Here is a 23,176-nt window from a genome sequence, read left to right on the forward strand (position 1 = left end):
CTGGATTATTTTATGCATGTACTCATTTTTCATAAGAACACTTATCCGGAAGAATGGCTTCAAATGCCATAATAATTTTCTTTTGACATTCCAAAAAACAATCTTCATCAGTGCTGTCTATAGTATCGTTGATTACCAGCAAGGGCTTTTCCTGATTTTTTATCCTATCACAAATCAAATCAACAGAATGCGAATCATCAAACTGCGTATATACGCCTAAATCATTGGTGTTTATTGGCTCAAATTCTCCTGTGACCAGATTCCAATATCTTATAAGCCAATGATTAAAGTCCATAGGAGTCCTAAATCTGTTATGGCATGCCCTATCCAGATTTTCTCCTTCCAACTCCCACAGCTTTTTGAAGACACTCTTTTTATGGGAGACTGGAAGGTGCTGATCTTTAAAGCCTACGATACGCTTAAAATAGAGTTTGTTCAGATTAGTCAGCATATTCCTGCATCCATAGACAGGGTTAACCCACTTGATGAAATTCCTCATCTCACGATGCTTCATTCCAAAATGCTTATTGATAATTCCAAGATTATTAAATACCACATGCCGAAACACACTTGATACATCATAGTTATACATTATTTCACTAAGAAGCATGTCGCAGGGAAGATCATTTTTGAAAAACATTTCTTCCTTGGCAGGCGCAATCACAAAGAAATCATCGTTGAAAAGTATGAAATTCTCAGACAGATCTTTTATCCTATGAAAATTCAGCTCTATGACGCTGGAATTATAGGTTGGCAAATACTCATCAGGTAAATAATCCTTATGATTAACAATAACAAGTTTCTCATTGTCGGTATTCAGCCATTCAGGAACATGTCCCCAGGTAACAAAGAATATTTTATTAACCCACGGCATGTATTTTTCCACACCTCTGAACCAATACCGCATCAATCCCCAGTCTCTGAAACGTTGAGCAGAATTCACACTATTACTGCTATCGTCCACGCAGGTCATGTCATATTTTCTTTTTTCTTCAAGCCACGCAGCATCGCTGCCGTCAACCCAGGTTATAACAATGTCTATTGGTCCGTTGTTATTGTTCATAATCGATCATCCTTAAATCGGTATTCACCAACAATACTTATGCCTATTCTCAACGTACATGTATAGTCTCAGCGCTTTCAGCGAAACTCTCCTCACAATCATCATCTTCAGCTCTCTGATATGTCACAGTGAACATACGATACTTCGAAATCAGCATGTACACCGTCTGGTGAATCACCTCTTCATCAGCTGACTGATAGCTTGAAACAATCTTAAATCCGGGATAACCGTCTACTTTTATCTTTTCAAAAGATTCCACTTCAAAACCAACCTTCTGCTGATATTCATTATCATAGGCTGCAGACATGGTTTCCTGGTATATCTCCTTGGTAAGATTAAGAGATTCGTCAATGATCTCCATCTCGCCGGAAGCAATAACCGCTGCCTTTTCTCTGTTGGTCAGAATCTTGTCTTTTTCATTGTCATAATAACTGAATTTTATGGAAGAAGATTCCATGGGATAATTCTTATTGATAAATAGTCCCTTTTCTGAACCCGGAACAAATTCTCCGGGCACAATAAAGCTGCAGGATGTTGCAGTTTTGAGCTCAGTCTCCGCATTGGCTCTGATTACTTCCTGGAAACTTAGAGATGAAAAAAAGGCCAGAATCACCACTGCCAAAGCCACTACGAAAAATCTGATTTTCCCCAACTTACTGATCTTACTCATACTTCCTCCGGGACCTACAAATAGTTAGAAATAATTACTTAGAAATAGGCACAGTACCAAAGGCACTGTGCCTACACTGTTTGAAAATTATGCCTCGTAGCTGTCTATAAGCTCTAAGCTATGCTCCTCGTTCATCTTCTTGCACATTGCAACAAGGCCTTCAAGAGGAACGTTCTGGATCTGCTTGTTGGAACCGCGAACATTGATAGAAACAGTTCCCTCTGCAGCTTCCTTATCACCGATAACAAGGATATAAGGATCCTTGTAGTTCTTGTACTTCTTGATCTTCTCCTTCATGTTGTTGTCAGAGTAATCTGCCTCAACACGAACGCCGGCATCCATAAGAGCCTTCTCAACCTTCTTGGCATACTCATTGTGCTCAACACGGATAGGAACGATACCTACCTGATAAGGGCTGAGCCAGAATGGGAATACACCCTTGAAGTTCTCGATGATGATACCGATAAATCTCTCAAGTGATCCGTAGATAGCTCTGTGAATAACTACAGGCATCTGCATTGAACCATCCTGAGCCTGGTATGTAAGGCCGAAGTTATGAGGAAGCTGGAAGTCAAGCTGTACTGTTCCGCACTGCCATTCTCTTCCAAGGGCATCCTTGATCTGAAGGTCGATCTTGGGACCGTAGAAAGCTCCGTCGCCTTCATTGATCTCATATCCGCCCTCGCCGTACTTCTCATCAAGGATCTCCTTGAGAGCAGCCTCAGCTCTGTTCCAAACCTCAATATCACCCATGAAGTCCTCAGGTCTTGTTGAGAACTCAGCTCTGTAGGTTACACCAAAGGTTGAATAGATCTCATCAGCGATTGCGATTACATCGGCAATCTCTTCCTTGATCTGTGACTCCATTACGAAGGTGTGGTCATCGTCCTGTCTGAACTCCTGAACACGGAAAAGACCATTCATCTGTCCTGACTTCTCCTTACGATGAAGTACATCGTACTCACTGTAACGGATAGGAAGTTCCTTATAAGAGTGATTGGTTCTCTTATAGGTCATCATAGCGTTAGGACAGTTCATAGGCTTAGCAGCCATTGTATCGTCAAGCTCACGGTTGTAGATAACGGAGCCTGCCTGGATCTTAACGTTTGTAGGAACCTCTGTGGCATCATTGATATTCTCAAGGACACCGGGGATCTCAGCATCAGCCTTAACCCAGCCTGAAATGCCGGGAACCATGAACATGTTGTTTACATAGTGTGCCCAGTGGCCACTGATAAGCCAGAGCTTCTTGTTGTTAACAAGAGGAGCTGCGATCTCTGTATAGCCGTGTCTCTCCTGTACCTCTCTTGAGTACTTAAGAAGAGCCTGATACATCTTCCAGCCTCTTGGAAGCCAGTAAGGCATTCCGGGAGCTGTCTCGTCAAACATGAACAGGTCCAGAGCAGCACCAATCTTCTTGTGGTCTCTCTCCAATGCTTCCTGGATCATCTTGATGTGCTGCTTGAGCTCATCCTTGCTGGGGAAAGCATAGAGATAAATTCTTGAAAGCTGATCTCTCTTCTCATCACCTCTCCAATAAGCTCCGGAAATGCTTCTTACCTGGTAAGATACATTCATAAGCTCCTGAGAGTTCTCAACGTGAGGGCCTCTGCAGAGATCAACATAATCATCACCTGTGTAGTAAACAGTGATAGTCTCATTCTCGGGAAGATCATTGATAAGCTCAGTCTTGAACTTCTGATCCTTGAACATTTCAAGTGCTTCCGACTTTGAAACCTCTTTACGTGTCCAATCCTCTCTTCTCTTGATGATCTCGCGCATCTTGTCTTCAATGGTCTTGAAATCATCCTGAGTTACTGCCTTAGGAAGTACGAAATCGTAGTAGCATCCATCATCGATCTGTGGTCCGATGGCATACTGTACTTCCTTACCGTACAGCTCGATCACTGCCTTTGCGAGGATATGCGCCATTGAATGACGATAAACCTCTAAAAATTCTTCTTTTGTCATTTCTTATCCTTTCTTTGCAATACCTACCGGGTAGAGCAATATAAAAATATATTTCTATAAGCCGTTATTGGCCTATATTCAAATTAATTATGCATTTTTGCCGTGGCACTTCTTGTACTTCTTGCCGCTTCCGCAAGGGCAGGGATCGTTGGGATATACCTTGTTCTCTTTTCTTACGGTGTGAGAAGCCTTCTCCTCTTTGTAGAGAGCCTTTCTCTTGTCCTCATCAAAGATGTCGTTCCACTCCTCAAGGTTATAGAGCCAATCAGCACCTGCGTTGACCATGTTCTTGTAAAGAAGCTCCTTGTCAAAGCCAAGGTTAACCTCAGTATCCTCTGTCATATCGTCGATAGGGTTGGGCTCCTTCAAGCTGTCGTTGATACCGTCAAGAAATCCTGTCATTGTCATGATATCAAGACCAAACTTGTCAGCAAGCTCCTTAACTGTTCCCTTAACTACCTCGTCAGGGTTCTTGAGAAGCTCTGCATATACGTCCTTTTCCTTCTGAAAATAATCTGTCCATAATCTCTGAAGATCGCCCTTGTTGGCTGTCTCAGAATAAGCTTTGTCACGCCACTCTTTTAATAATGCCATAACTAATTACTCCATTTCTTTTTTACACAAAATTATATATCTCTCATGAATATCGGTCATTTATGAGAATATCATTCAATATTTTAACTTATTTCTGATTGGATGTAAACTACAGGTTACTTTTAAGAAGATTGCGCAAAACCTTACTCTTAAAAGTGGAATTCATGGTAGATCTGAGCTTGGCCATATCTCCCCCGTGCGTTAGATATATAAAGCAGATTCTTCTCTCCTTTGCGATAGGCACAGGTATCCTGGAATGAGCAGTCTTGGGAAGATAGACATCCAGTTCTCCCTTGTGAATCTCCAGGCCATCTTCTATCTCCTCCAAAAGATTCATTCCCTTGTCGCTATTGCAAATGATCACCGATGTTCCCTTATCATCATCCATTTCAGGCTTCTTTTTCTCTATTCCCCAGGCATCCCCCAGTGTGATGTCAGAGCATCTGGGAAATCCTTTAAATTTACAGAAATGACAGGATGGTCTCAGGATAACATTCTGGATGAAAAGAAGCATATAGGGATCTCTGAAGTATTCCCGAGATAATTCGCTTCCATCCTCAAAGGTTGCTTTGAAGGAATAATCATGCCATCCAAGACTCTTATCCCTGAAATTGATTGAACTTATCTTTGAACTGTGGCCTGCCATAAGCTCTTTTACATACAAGTCCCATACCTTTGGCGATGGAACACCATGGCAAAGAACATCAGCGGTAAAAAGATTGTCATACTCTCTTCCGAGAAACGCCTTTAAGCCTTCAATCTGGCAGGCTGTTCCGGTGTATAAAACCTTCCTTCCCGCCTGAAGATACTCTTTAGCCTTTTTATAAGAGTCATTATTGGCACTCTGAACGTATTTGCTCCTCATGAGTTTATCCAGGTCTGAAATATCGATGCACTCAGTCTGCTGAACTCTCCAATTGCTGTCAAAGGCAGCACCGAAAACCACACCGCCTTCGGAAAGAATCTTCTTGGCAAGAAGTACAAATATTCCTCCTGAAGAGCTGTTAAGACGCTCGGTGCTTTGGTTTCTTGCAACATAACAATCTGTTTTGGAAGTATCCTCCTCTGCGTCAACTTTATTCATCTTATTTAAAGAAGGGCAGCATTTTTCACATAAATGGCAGTCTACACACTTCTTTTTATCTATTACCGGATACTTGAACCCCTCTTTGTCTGCCACCATTTCGATGCAGTTTCTGGGGCAGACCTGAGCACAGGTCTCGCATCCACAGCAATCCTTTTTTGCTAAAGAAATCATTTTAATCCCCCTGAAAAATCACTTTCCTATAGCTTCTCTCAGATACTTAAAAGAAGCTTCTCTGATATCGTCGATACTTGCAGGGCTATAATTCTCGTAAATCTTTGAAATATTGTCGCCCTCAAAAATTCGGTCCGTAAGGCCATACATGTTTAACAGAGTCTCAATTCTGTTAAACATATTCTCATTTCCTTTCTGCGATCTCCTGAATGACATGAACTTTTTGCCAAACAGGATTGAGAATACTGTGGCGTGGAAAGAATCAGTGCAAACATAGGATGCATTCTCGATAAGCCAAATAAACTCATCGGGAGTGGTCAAAAGAGAATCATAAGACATATTGTAAATATCAATAACATCAAGGTTCTCTTTGACGGAAATCTCAGATACTGCTTTTCTGTAGCTCTCCACCTTATTACCAAGGAAATAGATCAGCACAAAGGGTCTTCCATTGTATAAAGGAGACTGCTTCTTGAGCTTAAGCCACTTATCCTTATCAAGAAGAAGTGTTGGATCAACTACCAGCTCTGCTTTTCTTCCTGTCTCCCTTTCTATTAGCTCCACGCCGCTTTGCTCGCGGCAGGAAATTCTGTTCATGCCTTTAATGCCTGCAAGATGGATATCTCTGTACTGATCCGGGATCTCATCAAAGCCGAAGCTCGGAGCATAAGCAATTCTCTTCTCCTCAGGCATAAAATCCAGGTAGTAATAGCGAAGCTCGTCTGCTTCTCCGGACCAGTTGTGCCACACCTGATCGCTGCCGGTAATTGCATAATCGTATTTATCAAAATCCTTTGGATTGATCCTTTTGTATTTTACTCTAAAAAGATTATCAATATGATCCCTGCTGAATTTGGCGAATTTCTTAGCCCTTGCCTTCCAGATATATTTATCCTCGAATTTCTTAACTCCCAGGCGATACAAAAATATCTTCACATCATTCTTGATATTCTTGGTAAAACTGGAATTATTGACAAGACAAGGACTGTAAACCTCACAACCCTCAGCCTTCAGCGTCTCCAACAGAGCATAGTTCTGAAGGCGGTTGCCTACGTTGTCCCCCTGAATTGTCACAAGTAAAATCTTCTTCATATCTACCTCGATTCCCCTCAACTTCTAAGTGCATTTCTTACAATATCATAAAGATCAAGATTTATTCTAAACAGTGTCAATCTTATTTTATCCTTGGTGCTGACGCAGGTTGAAAGTCTTGTAGCCAACGCCTTATATTCCCTGTACAATCTCTTTATCTCTTTTTGGGCCTCTCCGTCCTTAAGCTTCTTGTGGGCAATAATCAAAGACCTGCTGCCAAAGCCAAAGTTATACAACGCCATGTCATAATAGCCCTTGCCAATAAGGTAATCCACTCTCTCCCTGCGAGCCTGTACAAATGCAAGGTTCTTAATGTTAAAGGGCCTTCTCATCACACTGTCAGAGCTCATACACTGACTGGTTATTATCTTATCAAGTACATAGATTCTCTTCGCCCTGCCGGCAAAGTCAATCTGGATAAATTCATCCTCATGGATAACACCCTCTTTAAAACGCACGCCCTGAAGGACCTCTTTTTTAAAGAGTCTTGTCCAGACCACAGTAGTCACATAGGTACTGCTCTCTGCGTTAAGCCTCCAGTAGTCGTATTCGGAGATAACCTTGTTTCTGGCATATTCCGGGATTGTAAAATTCTTTATAAGAGTCCCGTCGTTTTTTCTGGTGCAGAAATTTCCTATGACCATATCCGCATCGTATTCATCTGAAGCAGTTAAAAGAGCTGACAGAGCATCCTCTTCGATAAAATCGTCTCCGTCAAGGAAAAATATGTAATCCCCACAGGCCTCATCAAGCCCAAGGTTCCTGGCTGAAGCTGCTCCGCCGTTCTGTTTATGGATACAGCGGATATTTTCATGAGAAGCTGCATATTCATCCAGTATCTGAGGACTATTATCTGTGCTGCCGTCATCGATAAGGAGAATTTCCGTCTCTACAATCTTTTGCGTAAGGACACTGTCAATACAGCGCCTTATGCCGCTTTCATCATTATAAACCGGTATGATAACTGAGATTTTTTTCATAATACATTCCCCAAAAGCTTAGTACTCGTCCTTGGTGGCCATAAGGTAATACACCCCTGGCATATAGCGTGCAAGCCAAAGCTTTAACTTATCCTTGAAATTATTGAGCTTAACAGTGCTTTTTTTGTACTCCTCCACATAAGCTTCATATACACCGGTAGCTCCCGTTTTTCCAAACTGTTTTCTGCAGTTGGCATAGAGATTGGCAACCTTGCCAAGAACATACATATGATATCTTCTCTTATATTCTTCAGAGTTGTCAGAAAGATATTCTTCGGTAGCAAGAAAAGACTGTGCTGCAGGCAGGGCCTGATTCTTCTTACCCGCAGCTGTGGTGCTCTCCTCACTGATTCTGTAGGCATACATCCTGTCAGAGGTCCATACTGCCCGTGTCACATAGCGGGCATACTCTGCATTCATCACTATATCCTCGTACATATAGTCCCTGTATTTTATCTGCCTAAGATACTCTGCCTTAAACAGCTTATTCCAGCTCCAGCCTATAAATCCGGTAAAATTATCCATGAAATGCTCTATATACTGTTCATGGTTTTCCAGTTTGATCTTCCCATTTGGTTTCTTGTTAAATACCGGCTCCGTCTCTCCCTCCTTGAAGGGTATCTCATAGCATAATGAAATATCAGTATTATACTCATCAATAAGAAACTTCATTCTGGCAAAAAACTCTGGATGGATATAGTCATCGGAATCCACAAAGCCAATGTACTTCCCCCTGGCCATATCAAGGCCGGGATTTCTCACCAGAGCATGCCCTAAATTCTTATCATTATGAATTACAACAATCCTATCATCCTTACTGCTCCAGTCCCTGATTATTTCAGGAGTTCTGTCTGTAGAATTGTCATCAATGATAATGATCTCAAGATTCTTATAGGTCTGCTCATAAAGGGACTTAAGGCATTTATCCAGATGTTTCTGTGCATTGTAAGCCGGAATAATGACGCTTATAAGTTCTTCCATAGTTCAATCCGCTTTCGTTTCAATTCTCTTTGTACTGTGCTATATATCTTCTGATATTAGTTGGTCTTTCCTTTGCGAAGGTCTTGAAACCCTCCACTGTCTTTTCCCATGTGTCAACGGAGTACCTGCCTTTCTCGGTATAACCCTTGCCAAGTTTGATCTTCACCTTGGTAAGCCATCCATCGGTTGTGTGCCATCTGGCAAACTGCTCTTCCATCTCAGGCCCGTATAGGTCTTCATATCTCTCTATGGCCGCAAGAACATTGTCTTCAGAGAAAACAGTGTTAAGACATTCTTCAAATCTGTCAAAAAATCTCTCCATAAACTCAGGATTCTTCATAAGTGCATCGATTATTTCCCTGTTGTCGTCAAAGCCACGGGAATAATCATCATCAAGTTTATCCTTGTCGTAGTCCTCTGTAAGGATATATTCCACACTGTTAAAGGCCGTGAACCTGAAGGCCTCGTCCACATCAAAAAGAACAGGTCTCCACTTGTTGTCACCATACTCAGAATCCTTCTGGTCAGCTCTCCATATCCTGTAGTTGTTGCCGGGCCAGTCATTGTTTCCGAAATATATCTCTGCCACATAATAATCTATATAACTGTCAAGGTCGCTCCTGTCACAGACATATTCATAATTGCTCTCATCTGCAAGAGTTGTCACCTCCATTTCATCGGCAATCAGTGACTGAGCCAGGGCGTCCGCGAACATGCTTCTATTGAAATCCGTTCCTCCGGCTCTTAAGGTCACGCTCTCAAGGCCTTCAACCGAGGCGTTGCTGCTGACGGGAAATTCTGATCGCTCCTTTAACTTTCCATTCGCCTTCTCATATATCAAGTATAAGATATCAACTTCTCTTCCAACTTCAGATAAGCACTTTTCAAAAAAAGAATATAAGCCATATGATGCATTTCTCACTACCTTTCGTAGTGTTATATCATATAGTGCCGCAACAGCAGTGCTTAATACCAGGATAATAAAGGCTATCACAAATACCCAGAATAGCACATGAGAATATCCAAAGTTTTGATAAACATAATTCCATATTGCCGGCCTGTAATAACAACGAAGAAGGATATTTTCATGAATTATGTAAGTAAGCAAGGAAAGGCCGGAAATATAATTTATTATCCTACTCTTGAATCTCATTTTTCTAAAAAGATTAAACAATGCAATTGAGACAGCCAAAAGAAACGGATTAGGATTCATTGCATGTTTTAAAACATTATCACTAAATCTCTGAACTATAAGCCCTGAGAAATTCATCGCCATAACTATACTGATATGGGCAAATAATCCAATCAGTAACAAGCTGATATTATTCCCAGCTTTATCCGACCAATCATGTAAATACAGCTGGAAATATGCTGTCACAAAATATATAGTAATCCACAATGTAATTGAGGAGGCAAAGAACCAAGAATCCATAATAAATCCAAGGCAGATATGCAAAAGTAATCATTGAGTAGTGACCATAGTTCATAATATTCATAAGAAGCACTTCTGTAGCTGCGCCCAGTGAAAAATACAGTGCTCTGTCGAAGTACTTCTTTCTGATAATGCAGATAATACCTGCCGCCATGATAGCATAGCTTCCGATCTGTCCGGCTGCACCTTTTATAACAGTCATGATGCCACCCTTTGAGTTAGTGGCATAGGCTATATTATATAAAAGTGTGCCATACCAGAAATCATAGGTTGCCCCCTTGACTGCAAAATAGATCATGAAAGGAGCAACAATAAGAGCTGTTTTAGTTCTCATATATCAGTTCTCATCAAGATACTGAGTGATATAGTCTCTTAACTTATCCGGCCTTTCCTTAGCAAAGGTCCTGAAGCCTTCCACTTTGTCCTCCCAGGTCTCAACGCTATAACGTCCCTCCTCACTGCTCCCTTTGTGAAACAGTAATTTTATCTTATTAAACCAACCGGTCTTGGTGTGCCATCTGGTGTACTGATCATCCATCTCCGGGCGATAGAGGTCCGCAAATCTATCTATTTTCTCAAGTACATTATCACTACTAAAAACAGTGTCAAGACTCTTTTCAAACCGGTCAAAAAACTTATTCTTAAATTCCTCATTCTGTATAAGAGCCTGAATCAGTTCTCTGTTCATGTCATGAAAATGCGCAATGGATTTGACACTTTCCTCATCATATTCCTCGTTAAGAACATAATCTATGGTGTTGAAATCAATATATCTAAAAGAATTGTCCAAATCAAACAGTACCGGCCTCCACCTGTTATCTCCCTTATCAAATCCGGTCTGATCTGCTCTGTAGATGCGGTAATTGTTTCCCGGCCAGTCATCATTTCCAAGATACATCTGCACCACATAATAATCTATGAATGCATCCACATCTATTCTGTCACAGACATATTTATAGCAATCGGGGTCATTAAGATCATGACTTTGTACGTAATCTATAAGGTCCAGATAATCCTGAAGATCCTGCTCTATGCCAATCGTAATCTCCGGCTCATGATCAGAAACTCCTAGATTTAGCTTGATAAGCGCAAGATTCTTTTCCTCTATGCCATAATGCCTGAAAAAATAATCTGCATTATAGGTCTCTCTTATATTATGTATCCCCCAAAACTCACCGTTGATAAAAAGAACTGCCTGCTGAGCCGCCTGAGTTGTCACCTCATACTTATCAGCTACCAAGGACTGGGCCAATATATCAGCGAACATTGTCCAGTTAAACTCTGTTCCCGCAGCCCTTAGCGCAATCGCATCCATTCCAACACGTGATATTCCGTCACTTACGGGAAGAAGTTCAAACATTCTACCGGAAAAACTTGACCTGGTCTCATCCATATCCACCTTAATGCCCTTGGCAGCAGACTTCCTTGAAGCTGCGCCCATCATGGAGATTTCCACATTGTTGTCAGCCCTTAGATTGCCATCACTTCCAAATATCTCAATATGTGCCTTAAGCTTTTCATCACTGTTATAATTCCCGGGTGAAAAACTCCAGAAGTTTTCTCTGTTGTACTTCTTCCACACATAATAAGTCTCACCTGGCACATAGAGACCCTCCCACTCATCAAACATTTTATCGGGATCTACAGATAGCGAAATTATGTTAAAGCTTGTGTCCGGTGAAATAAAGTATGACGCTGTCGCAGTCTCATCTGAAAGAACTCCGTCTTTCATTATCCTGGCTTTTACGACAGTACCTTTATAGGTATAGTCATTCTCCCAGGTATAATACATTGAATAATTAATGGTAGTCTTAATATTTCCTATGGTATTAGGTTCTGCGCTTCTGTCCTTAATCTGGATTGGTCCTTCGTAAACTTTGGATCCGTAAGTAGGCTCTGAGCCATCCAAAGTATATAGAATCTTCTCTCCTTCCCCTGCACTTAAGATAAGTTCAAATTCCTCGTCATAGATTCCTGCCTGTCTGGAGAACTCCGGAACCCCCAAGCTGTCATCAATTCGGGTGATCAGAGATATTTTCTGAGCATTATTGGGCGCCCCGGGAGTATTAGCTGCAAAAAGTGCAAGCTCCGCCGGGTGCTTCTCTACCCTTCCAACAGAAACTCCGGTATCTACAGTACCATCAAAGTAGAATTCGTCTATACACTCATTATCTGAGTCATAGAGTGTTATGGTATCGGAATTATTAACCATAAAATCAGTGTGAATCTCGCCGTTTGCCGTGACCTTGTCTTTACCTGAAGCCCATACCACAAGATAGTCTCCTGCCTCGATATCAGTTTCCGGGAAGTACCATCTTCCCTTAGTTCCTCTGTGATCTGCAAGAGATATTCCCTTAAGATTAACTCTTTTGTCACCGTAATTGTATATTTCTATGTAGTCGCTGCGATCCCCGTCTTCATCTTTGATATATCCAAGATTTGAATATAGAACTTCATTGATGCATAGCGTAATGTCTGTAGAATTCTCCGGATAATCGTATCTGTCCTTGACATCATAACTGATACAATCACACATAAGAAAAAGCGATGCTACAAACGCGGCACCTGCGAGGATCCTGTATTTTGCCCTGCTTTTCAAAAGATTACCCCGCAATTTCACCATTATAGGTTACAATGTTGATTCCGTTAACGCCTTCCAGTGATTTAAGCTCCCCTGATAGTTCATTATCCTTATCTGCAGCCAAAGAAACTTCATAAGTAATGTCACTGCTTACAGAAGTAATGTTCTTCATCTTAAGATTCACTTTCTTGCAGTGTTTCCTTACAGTCTCGGTAACCTTCTGCTCATCAAGTCCCTCTGTACCATGCACGATAACAAGATAAGTACTGTCATCAAGAATATCCTTGCTGATAAAGAACAAAATAATAGCTATTACAATACTGCCAAGGATTGCAATAGAATAGATTCCGGATCCGCAGGAAATACCAACGGCAATGGCCCAGAAAATATAAGCCGAATCCTTGGTATCCTTAACTGCAGTTCTGAATCTGATAATTGAAAGTGCGCCCACCATACCAAGTGATAAGGCAAGATTACTGCCGATTATCATCATTACCATGGTGGTTATCACAGTGATAAGAAGAAGTGTCACATTGAAGTTCTTGGAATACATAACTCCCGTGTAAGTCTTCTTGTAGACAAAATAGATAAAGAATGCCAGCAGAACTGACATTATAAGGCCGATTGCCACCTCGGCAACAGAAATGTTAGTGTTGTTCTCCAACAAATAATACAAAAGTTCTTTCTTACTCATTAAGCTCTCCCTCTTTTTCCCTCATCCCACCAATTCTCTTGCCATGCAATACTTGCTGACGGAAGAATTTAGTAGTCTTGCGGTGCTGATCGCATCCTTGATAAACTGCGGAAGCACCTGATCGTATTTTACCTCCAGCACCATAACAGGCTCCCTTAGAAGGGGTGTCATTGGAAGATCGCTGTCGTAAATCCTGTCCGAAGCTGCTGCCCTGATATTCTTATCGAAGGTAACTCTCACATTGTGCTCCGGATAGACATATGCTTCCCTCTCGTAATCCACAATTGTTTTGGGTGTATAGATTCCCGTTTCCATGATATTCTTAGCCTTGCGTGCAACAGTGTCTGAATAATTATCCAGGGTCTCATAGTCTCCTGCAATCAACCGTTCCGCAACATCTCTGTCGATAGTCAGAGATTCCTTCAGCATATATTGATTATAACGATTTTTGATCTCAAGCTTGGCCGCATCCGCCTTGGTATTATAGATTCTGATACGGATTTTCTTTCTCATCTCGATTCCGGCCACCTTGGTTACGTAATCGTTATTGTCAGCGGAATCAAAATACAAACTTCGTATGTAATACTCCCCCTTATCCTCCATATGAGGGTCCGGAGTCATGATTCCGGAAAGCAGTCCCTTTAAATAATGATACTCCCCAAGACTAATGTAGAATTTCCACTCGCTACGATATACCTTTAAAACATTCTCGCTCATGGACACCTCTACCTTCTTCCAAGGAATCTGTACATATGGTAGATTGCCACTGCATTCCTCGTCAGGATGAAGTGCTTGGCAAAAAGTCTTCTTGACTCAAGCTCTGCAATCCTAAGCGCACTTCGAAGCTTTTCATTGTTACAGATTTCCCGGATCAAAGCCAGTTTCCTGGACTTATCCATATCTGCCTTATTACTTATCTGTTTAAGGTTAGTGGATACAAGCTTTACATACAATTCTGAAAAACTCTTTTTCTGCTTTTCATTGTCATCATATTTATCGCAGTACTTAAGCGCATTTTCATAAAAGCATGTGACAGAATCAAAATATCCGTCCACATATTTGGTTATAAGACTTCCTGAGCTTCTGACATAATATACGTAATATCTCTTACTGTTCACGGCAATTGTCTTAGCATGCTGCAACATTCTGGAAGCAAAAATTATGTCCTCGTAGATCGGATATTCCGGAAGAAATTCCAGCTTGTTTTCCCTTAGAAATTCAAGCTTATAGAGCTTGTTCCAGGGCGCATTGAAAATCTCATGCTTGATGGTCTTCCCCAAATACTTGTGGAAAAACTCCTCCCCTGAGCCCACAAAATCCCCTTCGTAGGCATTTTCCTTCTTATCATCTGTGTCCACGTTGTAATACCAGAAGTTATACATAACAACGTCAGCATCAGATTCAAGTGCTATCCTGATATTATCGGCAACAAGATCCTCTGTGATATCATCATCAACATCAACATATACGACATAGTCACCTGAAGCCCTTTTCGTACCTGCGTTTCTGGCGGCACTAAGACCTGCGTTCTTTTGATGGATAACCACAAATCTGTCATCTTCCGCGGAAGCCTTGTCGCACATTGCGGCGGTACCGTCACTACTTCCGTCATCCACCAGCACAAATTCCAGATTGTCATATGTTTGTGCCTTCAGGTTCTTCACACAGGAATCTATGTATTTCTCTCCGTTATAAACCGGAACTACTATACTTACCTTAACACTCATGAAATCTCCCCATTATAACTTCCCGCCTGCCACGGGAATCTTCACGGTAAAAGTGCTGCCCCTGCCAAGGTCCGAATCACACCATACCTCGCCTCCATGCTGTGTAACTATACTCTTTACAATTGACAGCCCAAGGCCGCTTCCTGACTCGCCGGAAGGAGTCCTTGCTCCCGAAACTCTGTAAGTTCTGTCAAATATATATGGAAGAGACTCCTTTGGAATCCCCTGCCCATTGTCCTTCACATAGAAGAAAGCCTCGTTCCCTTCCATTCCCGCTCCAAGGGTTATGGTACTTCCCTCCTCGGTATATTTTCTTGCATTGGTAAAAAGGTTATCCAGCACTCTACAGAACTTGGAAACATCTATATTGACCGTAGCCTCCAAATCTTCAGGAACCTCCAGCCTTAGATCATAGGCCGCATATTTCTCATCTACTTCCAAGGCAAAAAAATATTCCTCCAGAAACTGTACAAGAGGAACAACCTGAAGGTCAAACTCTTCTCTGCCACTTTCTATGCAGGTCATGTAGTACAGATCGTTTACCAATACCTCCAAGGTCCTTAACCTTACATCCAAAAGGCTTAGCATAGCCTTTCTGTCCTCGGAAGGCATATCGCACTGACCGTCTTTACTCTTTTCTCTCATATAGTCCACTGTGCTTCTGATAGCGGTAAGAGGTGCTCTGAGATCATGGGAAATGTTCTCTATCATAAGAGTTCTCTCATGCTCAGCTTCCTTGAGCTTTCTGTTTGCCTCCAATAACTTGGCAGAAAGCTCTGCCACTGTATCACTTGCGACAGAGGGCTGCTCGAATTTCTTTTTAGTACTCATAATCTCCCCGAATCTTATGCTTACTTGATATTTACTTTCTAAGCTTCACCAGCTTGTAGCCCTTGGACCATACCGTCTCGATAAAATTATCAACACCGGTCTGGTTCTCAATCTTTTTCCTGAGCCTTGAAACATTAACCATCACATTACGCCTGTCGGTCTCGATATAACTGCCCCACAGCTGCGTTCCGATTTCCTCAAAGGTGATCTCTTTACCTACGTTCTTGGCAAGAAACAGGAGGAGATCATATTCCTTGTTGGAAATTGGAATCTCTTCCCCTTCATAGAAAAGCTTGTGTCTCTCTTTATCAATATAAAAGGGATTTAAATCTATCATTACGCTGGATTTTTCTTTTTTAGCAGAGGCCATGCTCTTTCGAACATGAGAGTTCATCCTGACATACAGTTCTCTAAGGCTGTAGGGTTTTTCTATGTAGTCATCGCCGCCTGCCTCGAACCCCTCAACCTTGTCGTCTTCGGAAACCTTTCCTGACAGGAACAGAACAGGTACATCTGTAACCTCTCTTATCTGTCTGCACAGTGAAAAGCCATCAATGTCAGGCATCATAACATCAAGGAAAATGCACTGAGGCTTGAATCTCTTTACCAGTCCCAGTGCTGCCATGGCATCGCTGCAAACTTCCACTTTGCAGTCCTTTTCCTCAAAGAATCTCTTATTAACCTCTAAAACTTCAAGATCATCATCGATCATAAGAATCTTAATCATAACCCCTCCGGTTATCAAACAGCCACATCACTCATTTTCTTATCAACAATCTGAATCTCCCTGTCACAGTACTGGAGAACGGACCTTCTATGTGTAATAAGAAGACATGTTGGTGAAGGATTCCATTTCCTGATTCCCTCAAGAACACTGAGCTCCGTACTCTCATCAAGAGAAGAAGTTGCCTCATCCAGTATAAGGAACGGTGCACGCCTTACAAGTGCCCTTGCGATGGCAATTCTCTGGGCCTGTCCCTCGGAAATACCAACACCCTTCTCTCCTATTACAGTATCTACCCCATCAGGAAGCTCCATGACAAAGTCATAGGCAGATGCACTCTTAAGTGCGACAATTACCTCTTCATCGCTGGCGTTCTTATTGCCCATAAGGATATTGTCCTTAATCGTTCCTGAAAAGAGTGTATTGCCCTGGGGCACATAGGAGATAAAGTTACGGGCATCGGGACTTGCGGGCATCTCCTCTCCCTTTTGGTTATAAAAGGTGATATTACCCTTGAACTTCTGAGTAAAGGCCATTATCAGCCTTACCAAAGTAGTCTTTCCAATTCCGGATCTGCCTACAATTGCTGTAAATTCGCCTGGTCTGAACTCAATGTCGGCATCCTCAAATACCAGCTCATCAGTATATCCAAAGGACACCTTGGACACCTTGACACCCACCGACTCCGGATAAATGCTTCTTCCAAGATATTCCTCCTTTGGAAGAGCCTGGAGCTCAATAATACGCCCTGCTGAGGCCAGCATTCCGATGATCCTTGGCACCAGCTGTGCAAGTCCAAGCACCGGAGATTGGATTCTGTTTACCAGAGTAAGAAAAACAGTCATTGTACCGTATGTGATGCTTCCTCTTGCTATGCAGACAGCTCCCCAGGCAAAAGCAACAATATATCCGAATTGGAAGGAAAGTCCCATTACCGTAGACGCAAACAGGTTTGTCCTGTTCTTCTTAAGTACCCAATAGATTCTCTCATCACGAAGCTGGGTAAGTCGCTCCTCTGAATAATCCTCCAGGCAAAAACTCTTCTCAATAAGAATATTGGCCAGTGACTCCTGCATAAAGGATCTGTACTTGGACTCTGTCTGCTGAACTTTGATCGTAAGATACTTGAGCTTTCTTCCAAGCCAAACGCTTGCAAGCATTGCAACCGGTGCAACCAACAATGCGAAAAGTGCAAGTCGAAGGTCATAGTATGCCAGAGTGAAGAAGGTAACAACCAGTTCAACAAACAGCTTTATAATAGTTGGTATTGTTCTGGAAATACCGTCCGACACAGCTCCCACGTCACTGGTAAGTCTTGTCATAAGGTCTCCGGTATGATACTTGGAAATATCAAGCCAGCTGGTATCCAGCATCCTTCTATATACCTTTTTCCTGATACCAAAGCCAAACTTCTCATATACAACTACGGCAATCAGTTCACTGACAACGGAAAGAGCCTGACTGGCCAGGATAATGATCACATACAGTGCAATTATTGACCACAGCTCAGATATCTTACCACCGGAAGCCTTATCTATCAGCTGTTTACCTATAACCGCCATTCCGACGGAAGTAAAAGTTGCTATTAGGTCAAAGAAAAGAAGTAATGACAACTGCGGAATGTATGGCCTGGTATACTTCATGACCCATACAAAATATCTACCAGCATCATCTCTTCTGTTCCAATAATGCTTTATCTTTTCAATCTTACCCATCTTACTTTTTAACCCTCGCTCTAAATCTGTCTACTATAGCATATCCGTCTGCAGCGCCGTTACCTCCGGTGACATAAACCTTACCCACACGTATCCAGGCATGGGCCACCATCTTCTTGTTTTCATCCAGCTTGCACCCCAGATAAAGAGTGGATTCTACGCCCTTTTCAGCCAGAAGTTTCTGGGCTGTAAGGGCCCTTACAAGACACTTGCTCTCCCACCTGGTTTTACTGCAGACCTGGTTCACTGCATAGGAAACTTTCCTGCAAAAACGGTATTCCTCCGGAGTGGCTTCATAGGAGGATTCTTCCCCCTCTATTCCCCACTTTTTATTAAGCTTTTTGGTGTCCGCATATAACATCTGAAATCTGTATCTTGCAGATAATACCCAGGCTTTCAGGGTTATTGCCTTGTGTTCATTGTACCTGATGAACCGGTACGTTCTACCTATGATTCCCATATATCTTTACCTTTCAATCCTGTCCCATGTCAGGAACCTCATCACAAATTATAATCGATTTATTAAAAATTTATAAAAAAATTACAGTTTTGATAGATTTCTTTACTATAAAAAAAATACGCATTATCCTTTACTTATAAATTCTAAAGGAGGAAGCTAATATGAAAAATTGGAACGCACCTGAAATTAAAGAACTTACTCTCAGCAGCACAGAAGCTGGTCACGGACACGGCCATATGGATTGGGAGTTCAAGGATCAGTGGGGCAACGTATTCCAGAGCCACAGCGGAACTGATTATAATGTTGATCACAGAGAGAATCGTGAGCCTGTAGACGAGCCATAATTCAGGTATTAGGTTTTCAAGTCGCATGTTTTACATGCGACTTTTTTCTTTGGTCAGAAACTCATTAAGAGTCAAAATTCTTAACAAATTGTCGACATCATCTTCTTCAAATGATTTCTTCGAAAGAAGCTGCAATACCTTATCCTTGTTAAGATATTTCCATAAAACATCCACCAATTCCTTGTTCAAATATTCTTTTCCAAATTGGTTTATCCTATATGTGGCATCAGCGCCCTGAAGTCCTCTCTTTTTAAACTCAAGTCTTACTTTATCCGGAATAATATCATCCAGATAACCTCTCACCAGTCGCCTGTCCAATCCATTATCGCAAAACTCCGATTCAGGCATTCTCATAACCAATTCAACAAGCCTTTTATCAATTGTCGGGTCCTTTAAAATTATTCCGTGAAATAATCCTATCTTAGTATTAAAAATACTCTTGTTTTGGGTGGTTCCTTTATCTGTAATGCTTCGCTTGATTTCCTTATCATTCACAATAAAATGATATCCAAAACGCTTTCCATGCTTTTTAAAGAGCCGGTTCATTCCATGTTTGCGGAGCATTTCTCCTTTAATATATTCTGAATCCATATAATCCAGGTAATCTTTTTTTATGCCAATATCCTGAAATAATCTGCCTGACAATTCGGCTAATGTAACATTAAAAAGTTCCTTTCTGGAAATTCCATGAACGAAACCAAAAGCTGCCAATTGCCTCTTTGCCTCCATAAATCGAAGATGCCTAAGTTCATAATAAACTCTGGAAAGCACATGGCCACGTGATATGGTCGTATTTCCTCCCTGGCCAAGAAGAAGCACTTTACACCCCTTGCCCTTCGCCTTCTCCAAGATATCATCTATCCAGACTGCATTTCGCATCGCCTTAACAGGTACTTCCATAAAATCCACAATTCTGTGAAGCTCTGTCAGTCCGCTTTTTCCTTCATAGTGGTCAAATTCATGCTGTATATTACTATACTGTTCAAGAAAGGTTTTTACTCCCTTTGTTTCGTCAGTCACCACAGTCCAATCATATTTGCTGTTAAAATCAGAAAGCGGAACTGAAGTAAAGCCGTAAAGCTTTCTTCCATCTTCTTTGAGGATATTTGCAGCAACTCCCGAAACAGAAGTTGAATCAAGTCCGCTACTGATTGTGGCAGCAAGTGGAACATCTGTATCCACAGCATCCCTAACACACTCAAAGAATGTATCTCTAAAAAGTTTCCTATATTCATCAGGCTTTAATTTTAACTTAGGAAGTTTTTCAGGATACCAATAGCATTCCTCTTTTGAATATAGTTCTCCTGACTCTTTATGCTTTATATGCACAAAGCTTCCCTGAGTTACCTGTTGTATATTTTTATAAGGCGTTTCCCCGGGATAATAGCACAACTGAGGTGAATCATCTGCCTCACAGGCCACGATCCATCTATCATTTATTTCACGATACTGATTGGATAAAACATCAACAATAGGCGATGTAAGAGTTGAGAAGATAATTCTTCCATCACAGCAAAAATAATTAATACATCTGCTTCCCATATGATCTGCAAAAAGAAAGAACTCATTCTTTTTCACATCAAAAACAGCAATTGCAAAAGCACCGATAATATGGTTAACAAATTCTTTATTCCAGATAAGCCATGAAAGATAAGCAAGATTGCCATCCGGTTCTTTTTCCAGTGCTTCCATAGAGGCTATGCCACTTTCAGAAAGTTCTTTCAGAAGCTTTTTTCGTCCACTTAGAACTATATCCGCTGTAAAAATATAGCCTTTATCATTGTCCCTGATAGGCAGTACTTCCTTTTCTGCTCTGCTGCCATAATATTGAAGGCCACAAGCAAAAAAGCCTCTATCAAAGCAGCACTCGTCATATCTGTCAATGGCATACTTTTCATAAGTACTTTTCATTTTAGTAGCGAATTCATTATTTTCTTTTTCACCTTCATAAGATCCGTTAAGATCGATCATTCCCCAAATTGCTGACATACTCTATTCCTCTCTTGTAACGGAAATAATAATATAATCTACAATCTCATCTTTAGTATTCTTTTCAAGTGGTCGGAAAATTTTGTGTATCTTTGCCTCAGAAGCCAATTTTACGCATTTAAAGACATCTGATGGTTCAAGTCGAAATAATCCCTCATACAATTCCTTTAAAAATAGGTTATCAATAATAGCCTTTAAGGAATCTTCCCCTGTGATATCCTCAATTTCCAAAGTTTCTCCCATATAAGGAGCAATCATATAGATATCTGATACTTCCATACCCTCTTTTACAAAAATACTATTTCTGTCAAGAGCAAACTTATCCTTTTCTTCGTCAATATACCTGAGGGTATCTAAATTCAGCCCCTTCTCTAAAGCAGCATCTCTGCAAAGCTTTTGCTCAGGAAACCCCGGATAGGCCAATGTTTTACCGGTAACCTTATCAATATCAATAACAGAAATGTCATCCGCCAGAAGCTTTGCTCCTCTATCTATTACCCCCATGGCTGTCGTCGACTTACCGGAGCCGCTGCCACCACATATGATAATCGCCTTATTTCCAACAGCAAGTGTACTCCCGTGGATAGCGATTTTTTTCCTCTGAGTCATAGCAATAGCAAGACTGTTGCCAAGTAAATAAGACTGAGCTTCCTGATACTTAATATCCGAACATTTGACACATTTCATGACTGTTTTCCCATTTTGAGTTTCTATCTCAAAATGTCCTGCGCTGTTATCAAACCATATACCGTTTTCTGTAAGGTCAAAGTACTTCCCGGAAGCTTTGATTTCCTCGAAAGATCTTGATAAAGCATCACTATTTTCCACATAGATCTCAATTTCTGTGTTTTCTTCCGGAAAAGGCTCTACCGGCAGAAGCTGTGGGAATTCAATATTCGATTGTGCTACTAATCCATACACCTGATAATAATACATAATACCTCTTACTTATTTGAAAGCAGTTCAACTATCTTTTTATATGTTCTCTCACAGCTGTTCTTGTCGTTGAATGCAAAGATTCTGTCCATGCGATCTTTGTATACTTCATCTGAAGCGCATCCTTTATCAGCCATTTCGATAAGCATATTGGCCAAGATGCTATAGTCTTTTACTACCGGACCAAAGCCATCCTTCTCATAATCAAAGAAGCCCTTCTTGGTAAATGGATTGTTTTTGTAATACTCATCACCATCAAACTGATAATATATTATGCTCTTTCTAAGATAAGCAAAATCAAAAATCGCAGAAGAATAATCCGTTACTATTAGTTCAGCTTCAGAATACATCTTGTTATACGAATCGGTATAAAAGCTGCAGCAAGCGTTATCCGGAAATAAGTCTCTTCGCCATTCTATTTCAGGATGAAGTCTCAGACACAGCTTATAACCTCTTTTTGCCAATTCATCACTGAGTCTTTTATCTTCCATTATCGATTTAATTGTTTTGTAATACTTGGAATCCATAAATTCCTCGTCAGATAAAGCTGAAAGATATGCTCTCCAGGTAAATTCTACAACTATAATTTTCTTAGGATCATTATTCAAATAATCAAATCTTGTAAGTCCGGTAAGCCACAGATGATCCTCGTCAATCACAAAATCGTCTCTCAGCATATAATCTCTTTCCTGTCTTGAAGAAGTTATCATATAAAAATTCTCGTGAGATGCAGGATTGATCATTCTGGATATATCATTTGCTGCAACACCATGCTGCAAAAAAATCTGCGGTGTCTCCCTGTGACTCTCCATATGGATCAGCTGAGAACTGCAATGGCAATCTGCAACACATAGAAGCAGCTTATATAAAAATGAATCATATTGTATCACTTTCCCTATCTGCATCAGCCTGTCATAATCTTTACTTTCCTTACCTAACGCAAAAACAGCATTAACCCTTTTGTCCTGAAGGTACTTAAAGAAAGCCTCTCCGTTATCCCCTGCAGATACTCTTCTGTCACTGATAAGCCAAATGTTCCTGCCATAAAAAGGCCTCAATACATTCCTTATCAGCTTAAATACAGTCTGTTTTGCCTTAAGTCCTATGCCCCCCATTGCAATTCCTTCTTTTCTT

General features: G+C 41.1%; 22 protein-coding genes. 1 reads left to right on the forward strand and 21 read right to left on the reverse strand.

The features are described 5' to 3' along the window. Positions 1 to 22: 22 nt before the first annotated feature. The 18 genes from NXH67_RS14880 to NXH67_RS14965 form a co-directional block, all read right to left on the reverse strand. Positions 23 to 1,063: a Stealth CR1 domain-containing protein gene (locus NXH67_RS14880; protein WP_272797887.1), complete on the reverse strand. Its 1,041-nt coding sequence runs from the start codon at positions 1,061 to 1,063 to the stop codon at positions 23 to 25. Between the two features lie 49 nt (positions 1,064 to 1,112). Continuing rightward, the gene (locus NXH67_RS14885) at positions 1,113 to 1,733 is read right to left on the reverse strand and encodes a hypothetical protein (RefSeq protein WP_272797888.1); all 621 of its coding nucleotides are present in this window, start codon (positions 1,731 to 1,733) and stop codon (positions 1,113 to 1,115) included. An 87-nt stretch (positions 1,734 to 1,820) separates the two neighbouring features. Further along, positions 1,821 to 3,704, reverse strand: coding sequence for a threonine--tRNA ligase (locus tag NXH67_RS14890; protein ID WP_022779309.1), 1,884 nt, complete (start codon positions 3,702 to 3,704; stop codon positions 1,821 to 1,823). 87 nt (positions 3,705 to 3,791) lie between these two features. Further along, the gene (locus NXH67_RS14895) at positions 3,792 to 4,298 is read right to left on the reverse strand and encodes an SEC-C metal-binding domain-containing protein (RefSeq protein WP_022779308.1); all 507 of its coding nucleotides are present in this window, start codon (positions 4,296 to 4,298) and stop codon (positions 3,792 to 3,794) included. A gap of 109 nt (positions 4,299 to 4,407) precedes the next feature. Next, a complete protein-coding gene (locus tag NXH67_RS14900) occupies positions 4,408 to 5,556 on the reverse strand; it encodes a Coenzyme F420 hydrogenase/dehydrogenase, beta subunit C-terminal domain (RefSeq protein WP_272797889.1) in 1,149 nt (382 codons plus the stop codon). 18 nt (positions 5,557 to 5,574) lie between these two features. Then, a complete protein-coding gene (locus NXH67_RS14905; protein WP_272797890.1) occupies positions 5,575 to 6,648 on the reverse strand; it encodes a polysaccharide pyruvyl transferase family protein in 1,074 nt (357 codons plus the stop codon). 17 nt (positions 6,649 to 6,665) lie between these two features. Then, complete coding sequence (locus NXH67_RS14910) at positions 6,666 to 7,628, reverse strand: glycosyltransferase family 2 protein (protein WP_272797891.1); 963 nt, start codon at positions 7,626 to 7,628, stop codon at positions 6,666 to 6,668. An 18-nt stretch (positions 7,629 to 7,646) separates the two neighbouring features. Further along, positions 7,647 to 8,609 (reverse strand): glycosyltransferase family 2 protein, encoded by a 963-nt coding sequence (locus NXH67_RS14915; protein WP_272797892.1) that lies wholly within the window; start codon positions 8,607 to 8,609, stop codon positions 7,647 to 7,649. Between the two features lie 19 nt (positions 8,610 to 8,628). Then, complete coding sequence (locus NXH67_RS14920) at positions 8,629 to 9,450, reverse strand: CotH kinase family protein (RefSeq protein ID WP_272797893.1); 822 nt, start codon at positions 9,448 to 9,450, stop codon at positions 8,629 to 8,631. Positions 9,451 to 9,955: 505 nt separating this feature from the next. Next, positions 9,956 to 10,375: a hypothetical protein gene (locus NXH67_RS14925; protein WP_272797894.1), complete on the reverse strand. Its 420-nt coding sequence runs from the start codon at positions 10,373 to 10,375 to the stop codon at positions 9,956 to 9,958. Between the two features lie 3 nt (positions 10,376 to 10,378). Further along, positions 10,379 to 12,640: a CotH kinase family protein gene (locus NXH67_RS14930; protein WP_272797895.1), complete on the reverse strand. Its 2,262-nt coding sequence runs from the start codon at positions 12,638 to 12,640 to the stop codon at positions 10,379 to 10,381. A 4-nt stretch (positions 12,641 to 12,644) separates the two neighbouring features. Continuing rightward, positions 12,645 to 13,316: a DUF4956 domain-containing protein gene (locus NXH67_RS14935; protein WP_272797896.1), complete on the reverse strand. Its 672-nt coding sequence runs from the start codon at positions 13,314 to 13,316 to the stop codon at positions 12,645 to 12,647. Between the two features lie 21 nt (positions 13,317 to 13,337). Next, positions 13,338 to 14,033 carry a polyphosphate polymerase domain-containing protein gene (locus NXH67_RS14940; protein ID WP_272797897.1) on the reverse strand — a complete coding sequence of 232 codons (696 nt, stop codon included), beginning with the start codon at positions 14,031 to 14,033 and terminating at the stop codon, positions 13,338 to 13,340. A gap of 8 nt (positions 14,034 to 14,041) precedes the next feature. After that, complete coding sequence (locus tag NXH67_RS14945; RefSeq protein ID WP_272797898.1) at positions 14,042 to 15,043, reverse strand: glycosyltransferase; 1,002 nt, start codon at positions 15,041 to 15,043, stop codon at positions 14,042 to 14,044. A gap of 12 nt (positions 15,044 to 15,055) precedes the next feature. After that, positions 15,056 to 15,874, reverse strand: a complete 819-nt coding sequence (locus NXH67_RS14950; RefSeq protein WP_272797899.1) for a sensor histidine kinase — start codon at positions 15,872 to 15,874, stop codon at positions 15,056 to 15,058. 31 nt (positions 15,875 to 15,905) lie between these two features. Continuing rightward, positions 15,906 to 16,601 carry a response regulator transcription factor gene (locus NXH67_RS14955; RefSeq protein ID WP_272797900.1) on the reverse strand — a complete coding sequence of 232 codons (696 nt, stop codon included), beginning with the start codon at positions 16,599 to 16,601 and terminating at the stop codon, positions 15,906 to 15,908. Between the two features lie 14 nt (positions 16,602 to 16,615). Further along, positions 16,616 to 18,313 (reverse strand): ABC transporter ATP-binding protein, encoded by a 1,698-nt coding sequence (locus NXH67_RS14960; RefSeq protein ID WP_272797901.1) that lies wholly within the window; start codon positions 18,311 to 18,313, stop codon positions 16,616 to 16,618. A gap of 1 nt (position 18,314) precedes the next feature. Further along, on the reverse strand, positions 18,315 to 18,773 hold the full coding sequence (locus NXH67_RS14965; RefSeq protein WP_272797902.1) for a lasso peptide biosynthesis B2 protein: 459 nt from the start codon (positions 18,771 to 18,773) through the stop codon (positions 18,315 to 18,317). A gap of 161 nt (positions 18,774 to 18,934) precedes the next feature. Between NXH67_RS14965 and NXH67_RS14970 the strand changes: the two genes are divergently transcribed. Continuing rightward, positions 18,935 to 19,117 (forward strand): hypothetical protein, encoded by a 183-nt coding sequence (locus tag NXH67_RS14970; RefSeq protein WP_272797903.1) that lies wholly within the window; start codon positions 18,935 to 18,937, stop codon positions 19,115 to 19,117. A 30-nt stretch (positions 19,118 to 19,147) separates the two neighbouring features. On the opposite strand, the gene NXH67_RS14975 is transcribed toward NXH67_RS14970, so the two are convergent. Genes NXH67_RS14975 through NXH67_RS14985 form a run of 3 tightly spaced genes read right to left on the reverse strand, consistent with a single transcriptional unit; the run spans position 19,148 to position 23,157 of the window. Continuing rightward, on the reverse strand, positions 19,148 to 21,106 hold the full coding sequence (locus tag NXH67_RS14975) for an asparagine synthase-related protein (protein ID WP_022779293.1): 1,959 nt from the start codon (positions 21,104 to 21,106) through the stop codon (positions 19,148 to 19,150). 3 nt (positions 21,107 to 21,109) lie between these two features. Further along, positions 21,110 to 22,042, reverse strand: a complete 933-nt coding sequence (locus NXH67_RS14980) for an HPr kinase/phosphorylase (protein ID WP_022779292.1) — start codon at positions 22,040 to 22,042, stop codon at positions 21,110 to 21,112. Positions 22,043 to 22,050: 8 nt separating this feature from the next. Next, the gene (locus NXH67_RS14985; protein ID WP_272797904.1) at positions 22,051 to 23,157 is read right to left on the reverse strand and encodes a CDP-glycerol glycerophosphotransferase family protein; all 1,107 of its coding nucleotides are present in this window, start codon (positions 23,155 to 23,157) and stop codon (positions 22,051 to 22,053) included. Positions 23,158 to 23,176 lie beyond the last annotated feature (19 nt).

The sequence above is a fragment of the Butyrivibrio sp. DSM 10294 genome (assembly GCF_028539135.1).
In the GTDB taxonomy this organism is placed as follows: domain Bacteria; phylum Bacillota; class Clostridia; order Lachnospirales; family Lachnospiraceae; genus Butyrivibrio.

Excerpts from the sequence above, each read along its gene's own strand:
- NXH67_RS14910 (WP_272797891.1), bottom strand. The coding sequence starts at position 7,628 with ATGAAAAAAATCTCAGTTATCATACCGGTTTATAATGATGAAAGCGGC.
- NXH67_RS14895 (WP_022779308.1), bottom strand. The coding sequence starts at position 4,298 with ATGGCATTATTAAAAGAGTGGCGTGACAAAGCTTATTCTGAGACAGCC.
- NXH67_RS14970 (WP_272797903.1), top strand. The coding sequence starts at position 18,935 with ATGAAAAATTGGAACGCACCTGAAATTAAAGAACTTACTCTCAGCAGC.
- NXH67_RS14905 (WP_272797890.1), bottom strand. The coding sequence starts at position 6,648 with ATGAAGAAGATTTTACTTGTGACAATTCAGGGGGACAACGTAGGCAAC.
- NXH67_RS14890 (WP_022779309.1), bottom strand. The coding sequence starts at position 3,704 with ATGACAAAAGAAGAATTTTTAGAGGTTTATCGTCATTCAATGGCGCAT.
- NXH67_RS14935 (WP_272797896.1), bottom strand. The coding sequence starts at position 13,316 with ATGAGTAAGAAAGAACTTTTGTATTATTTGTTGGAGAACAACACTAAC.
- NXH67_RS14880 (WP_272797887.1), bottom strand. The coding sequence starts at position 1,063 with ATGAACAATAACAACGGACCAATAGACATTGTTATAACCTGGGTTGAC.
- NXH67_RS14950 (WP_272797899.1), bottom strand. The coding sequence starts at position 15,874 with ATGAGTACTAAAAAGAAATTCGAGCAGCCCTCTGTCGCAAGTGATACA.
- NXH67_RS14980 (WP_022779292.1), bottom strand. The coding sequence starts at position 22,042 with ATGTATTATTATCAGGTGTATGGATTAGTAGCACAATCGAATATTGAA.
- NXH67_RS14885 (WP_272797888.1), bottom strand. The coding sequence starts at position 1,733 with ATGAGTAAGATCAGTAAGTTGGGGAAAATCAGATTTTTCGTAGTGGCT.
- NXH67_RS14900 (WP_272797889.1), bottom strand. The coding sequence starts at position 5,556 with ATGATTTCTTTAGCAAAAAAGGATTGCTGTGGATGCGAGACCTGTGCT.
- NXH67_RS14915 (WP_272797892.1), bottom strand. The coding sequence starts at position 8,609 with ATGGAAGAACTTATAAGCGTCATTATTCCGGCTTACAATGCACAGAAA.
- NXH67_RS14975 (WP_022779293.1), bottom strand. The coding sequence starts at position 21,106 with ATGTCAGCAATTTGGGGAATGATCGATCTTAACGGATCTTATGAAGGT.
- NXH67_RS14965 (WP_272797902.1), bottom strand. The coding sequence starts at position 18,773 with ATGGGAATCATAGGTAGAACGTACCGGTTCATCAGGTACAATGAACAC.
- NXH67_RS14985 (WP_272797904.1), bottom strand. The coding sequence starts at position 23,157 with ATGGGGGGCATAGGACTTAAGGCAAAACAGACTGTATTTAAGCTGATA.
- NXH67_RS14960 (WP_272797901.1), bottom strand. The coding sequence starts at position 18,313 with ATGGGTAAGATTGAAAAGATAAAGCATTATTGGAACAGAAGAGATGAT.
- NXH67_RS14945 (WP_272797898.1), bottom strand. The coding sequence starts at position 15,043 with ATGAGTGTTAAGGTAAGTATAGTAGTTCCGGTTTATAACGGAGAGAAA.
- NXH67_RS14955 (WP_272797900.1), bottom strand. The coding sequence starts at position 16,601 with ATGATTAAGATTCTTATGATCGATGATGATCTTGAAGTTTTAGAGGTT.
- NXH67_RS14940 (WP_272797897.1), bottom strand. The coding sequence starts at position 14,033 with ATGAGCGAGAATGTTTTAAAGGTATATCGTAGCGAGTGGAAATTCTAC.
- NXH67_RS14925 (WP_272797894.1), bottom strand. The coding sequence starts at position 10,375 with ATGAGAACTAAAACAGCTCTTATTGTTGCTCCTTTCATGATCTATTTT.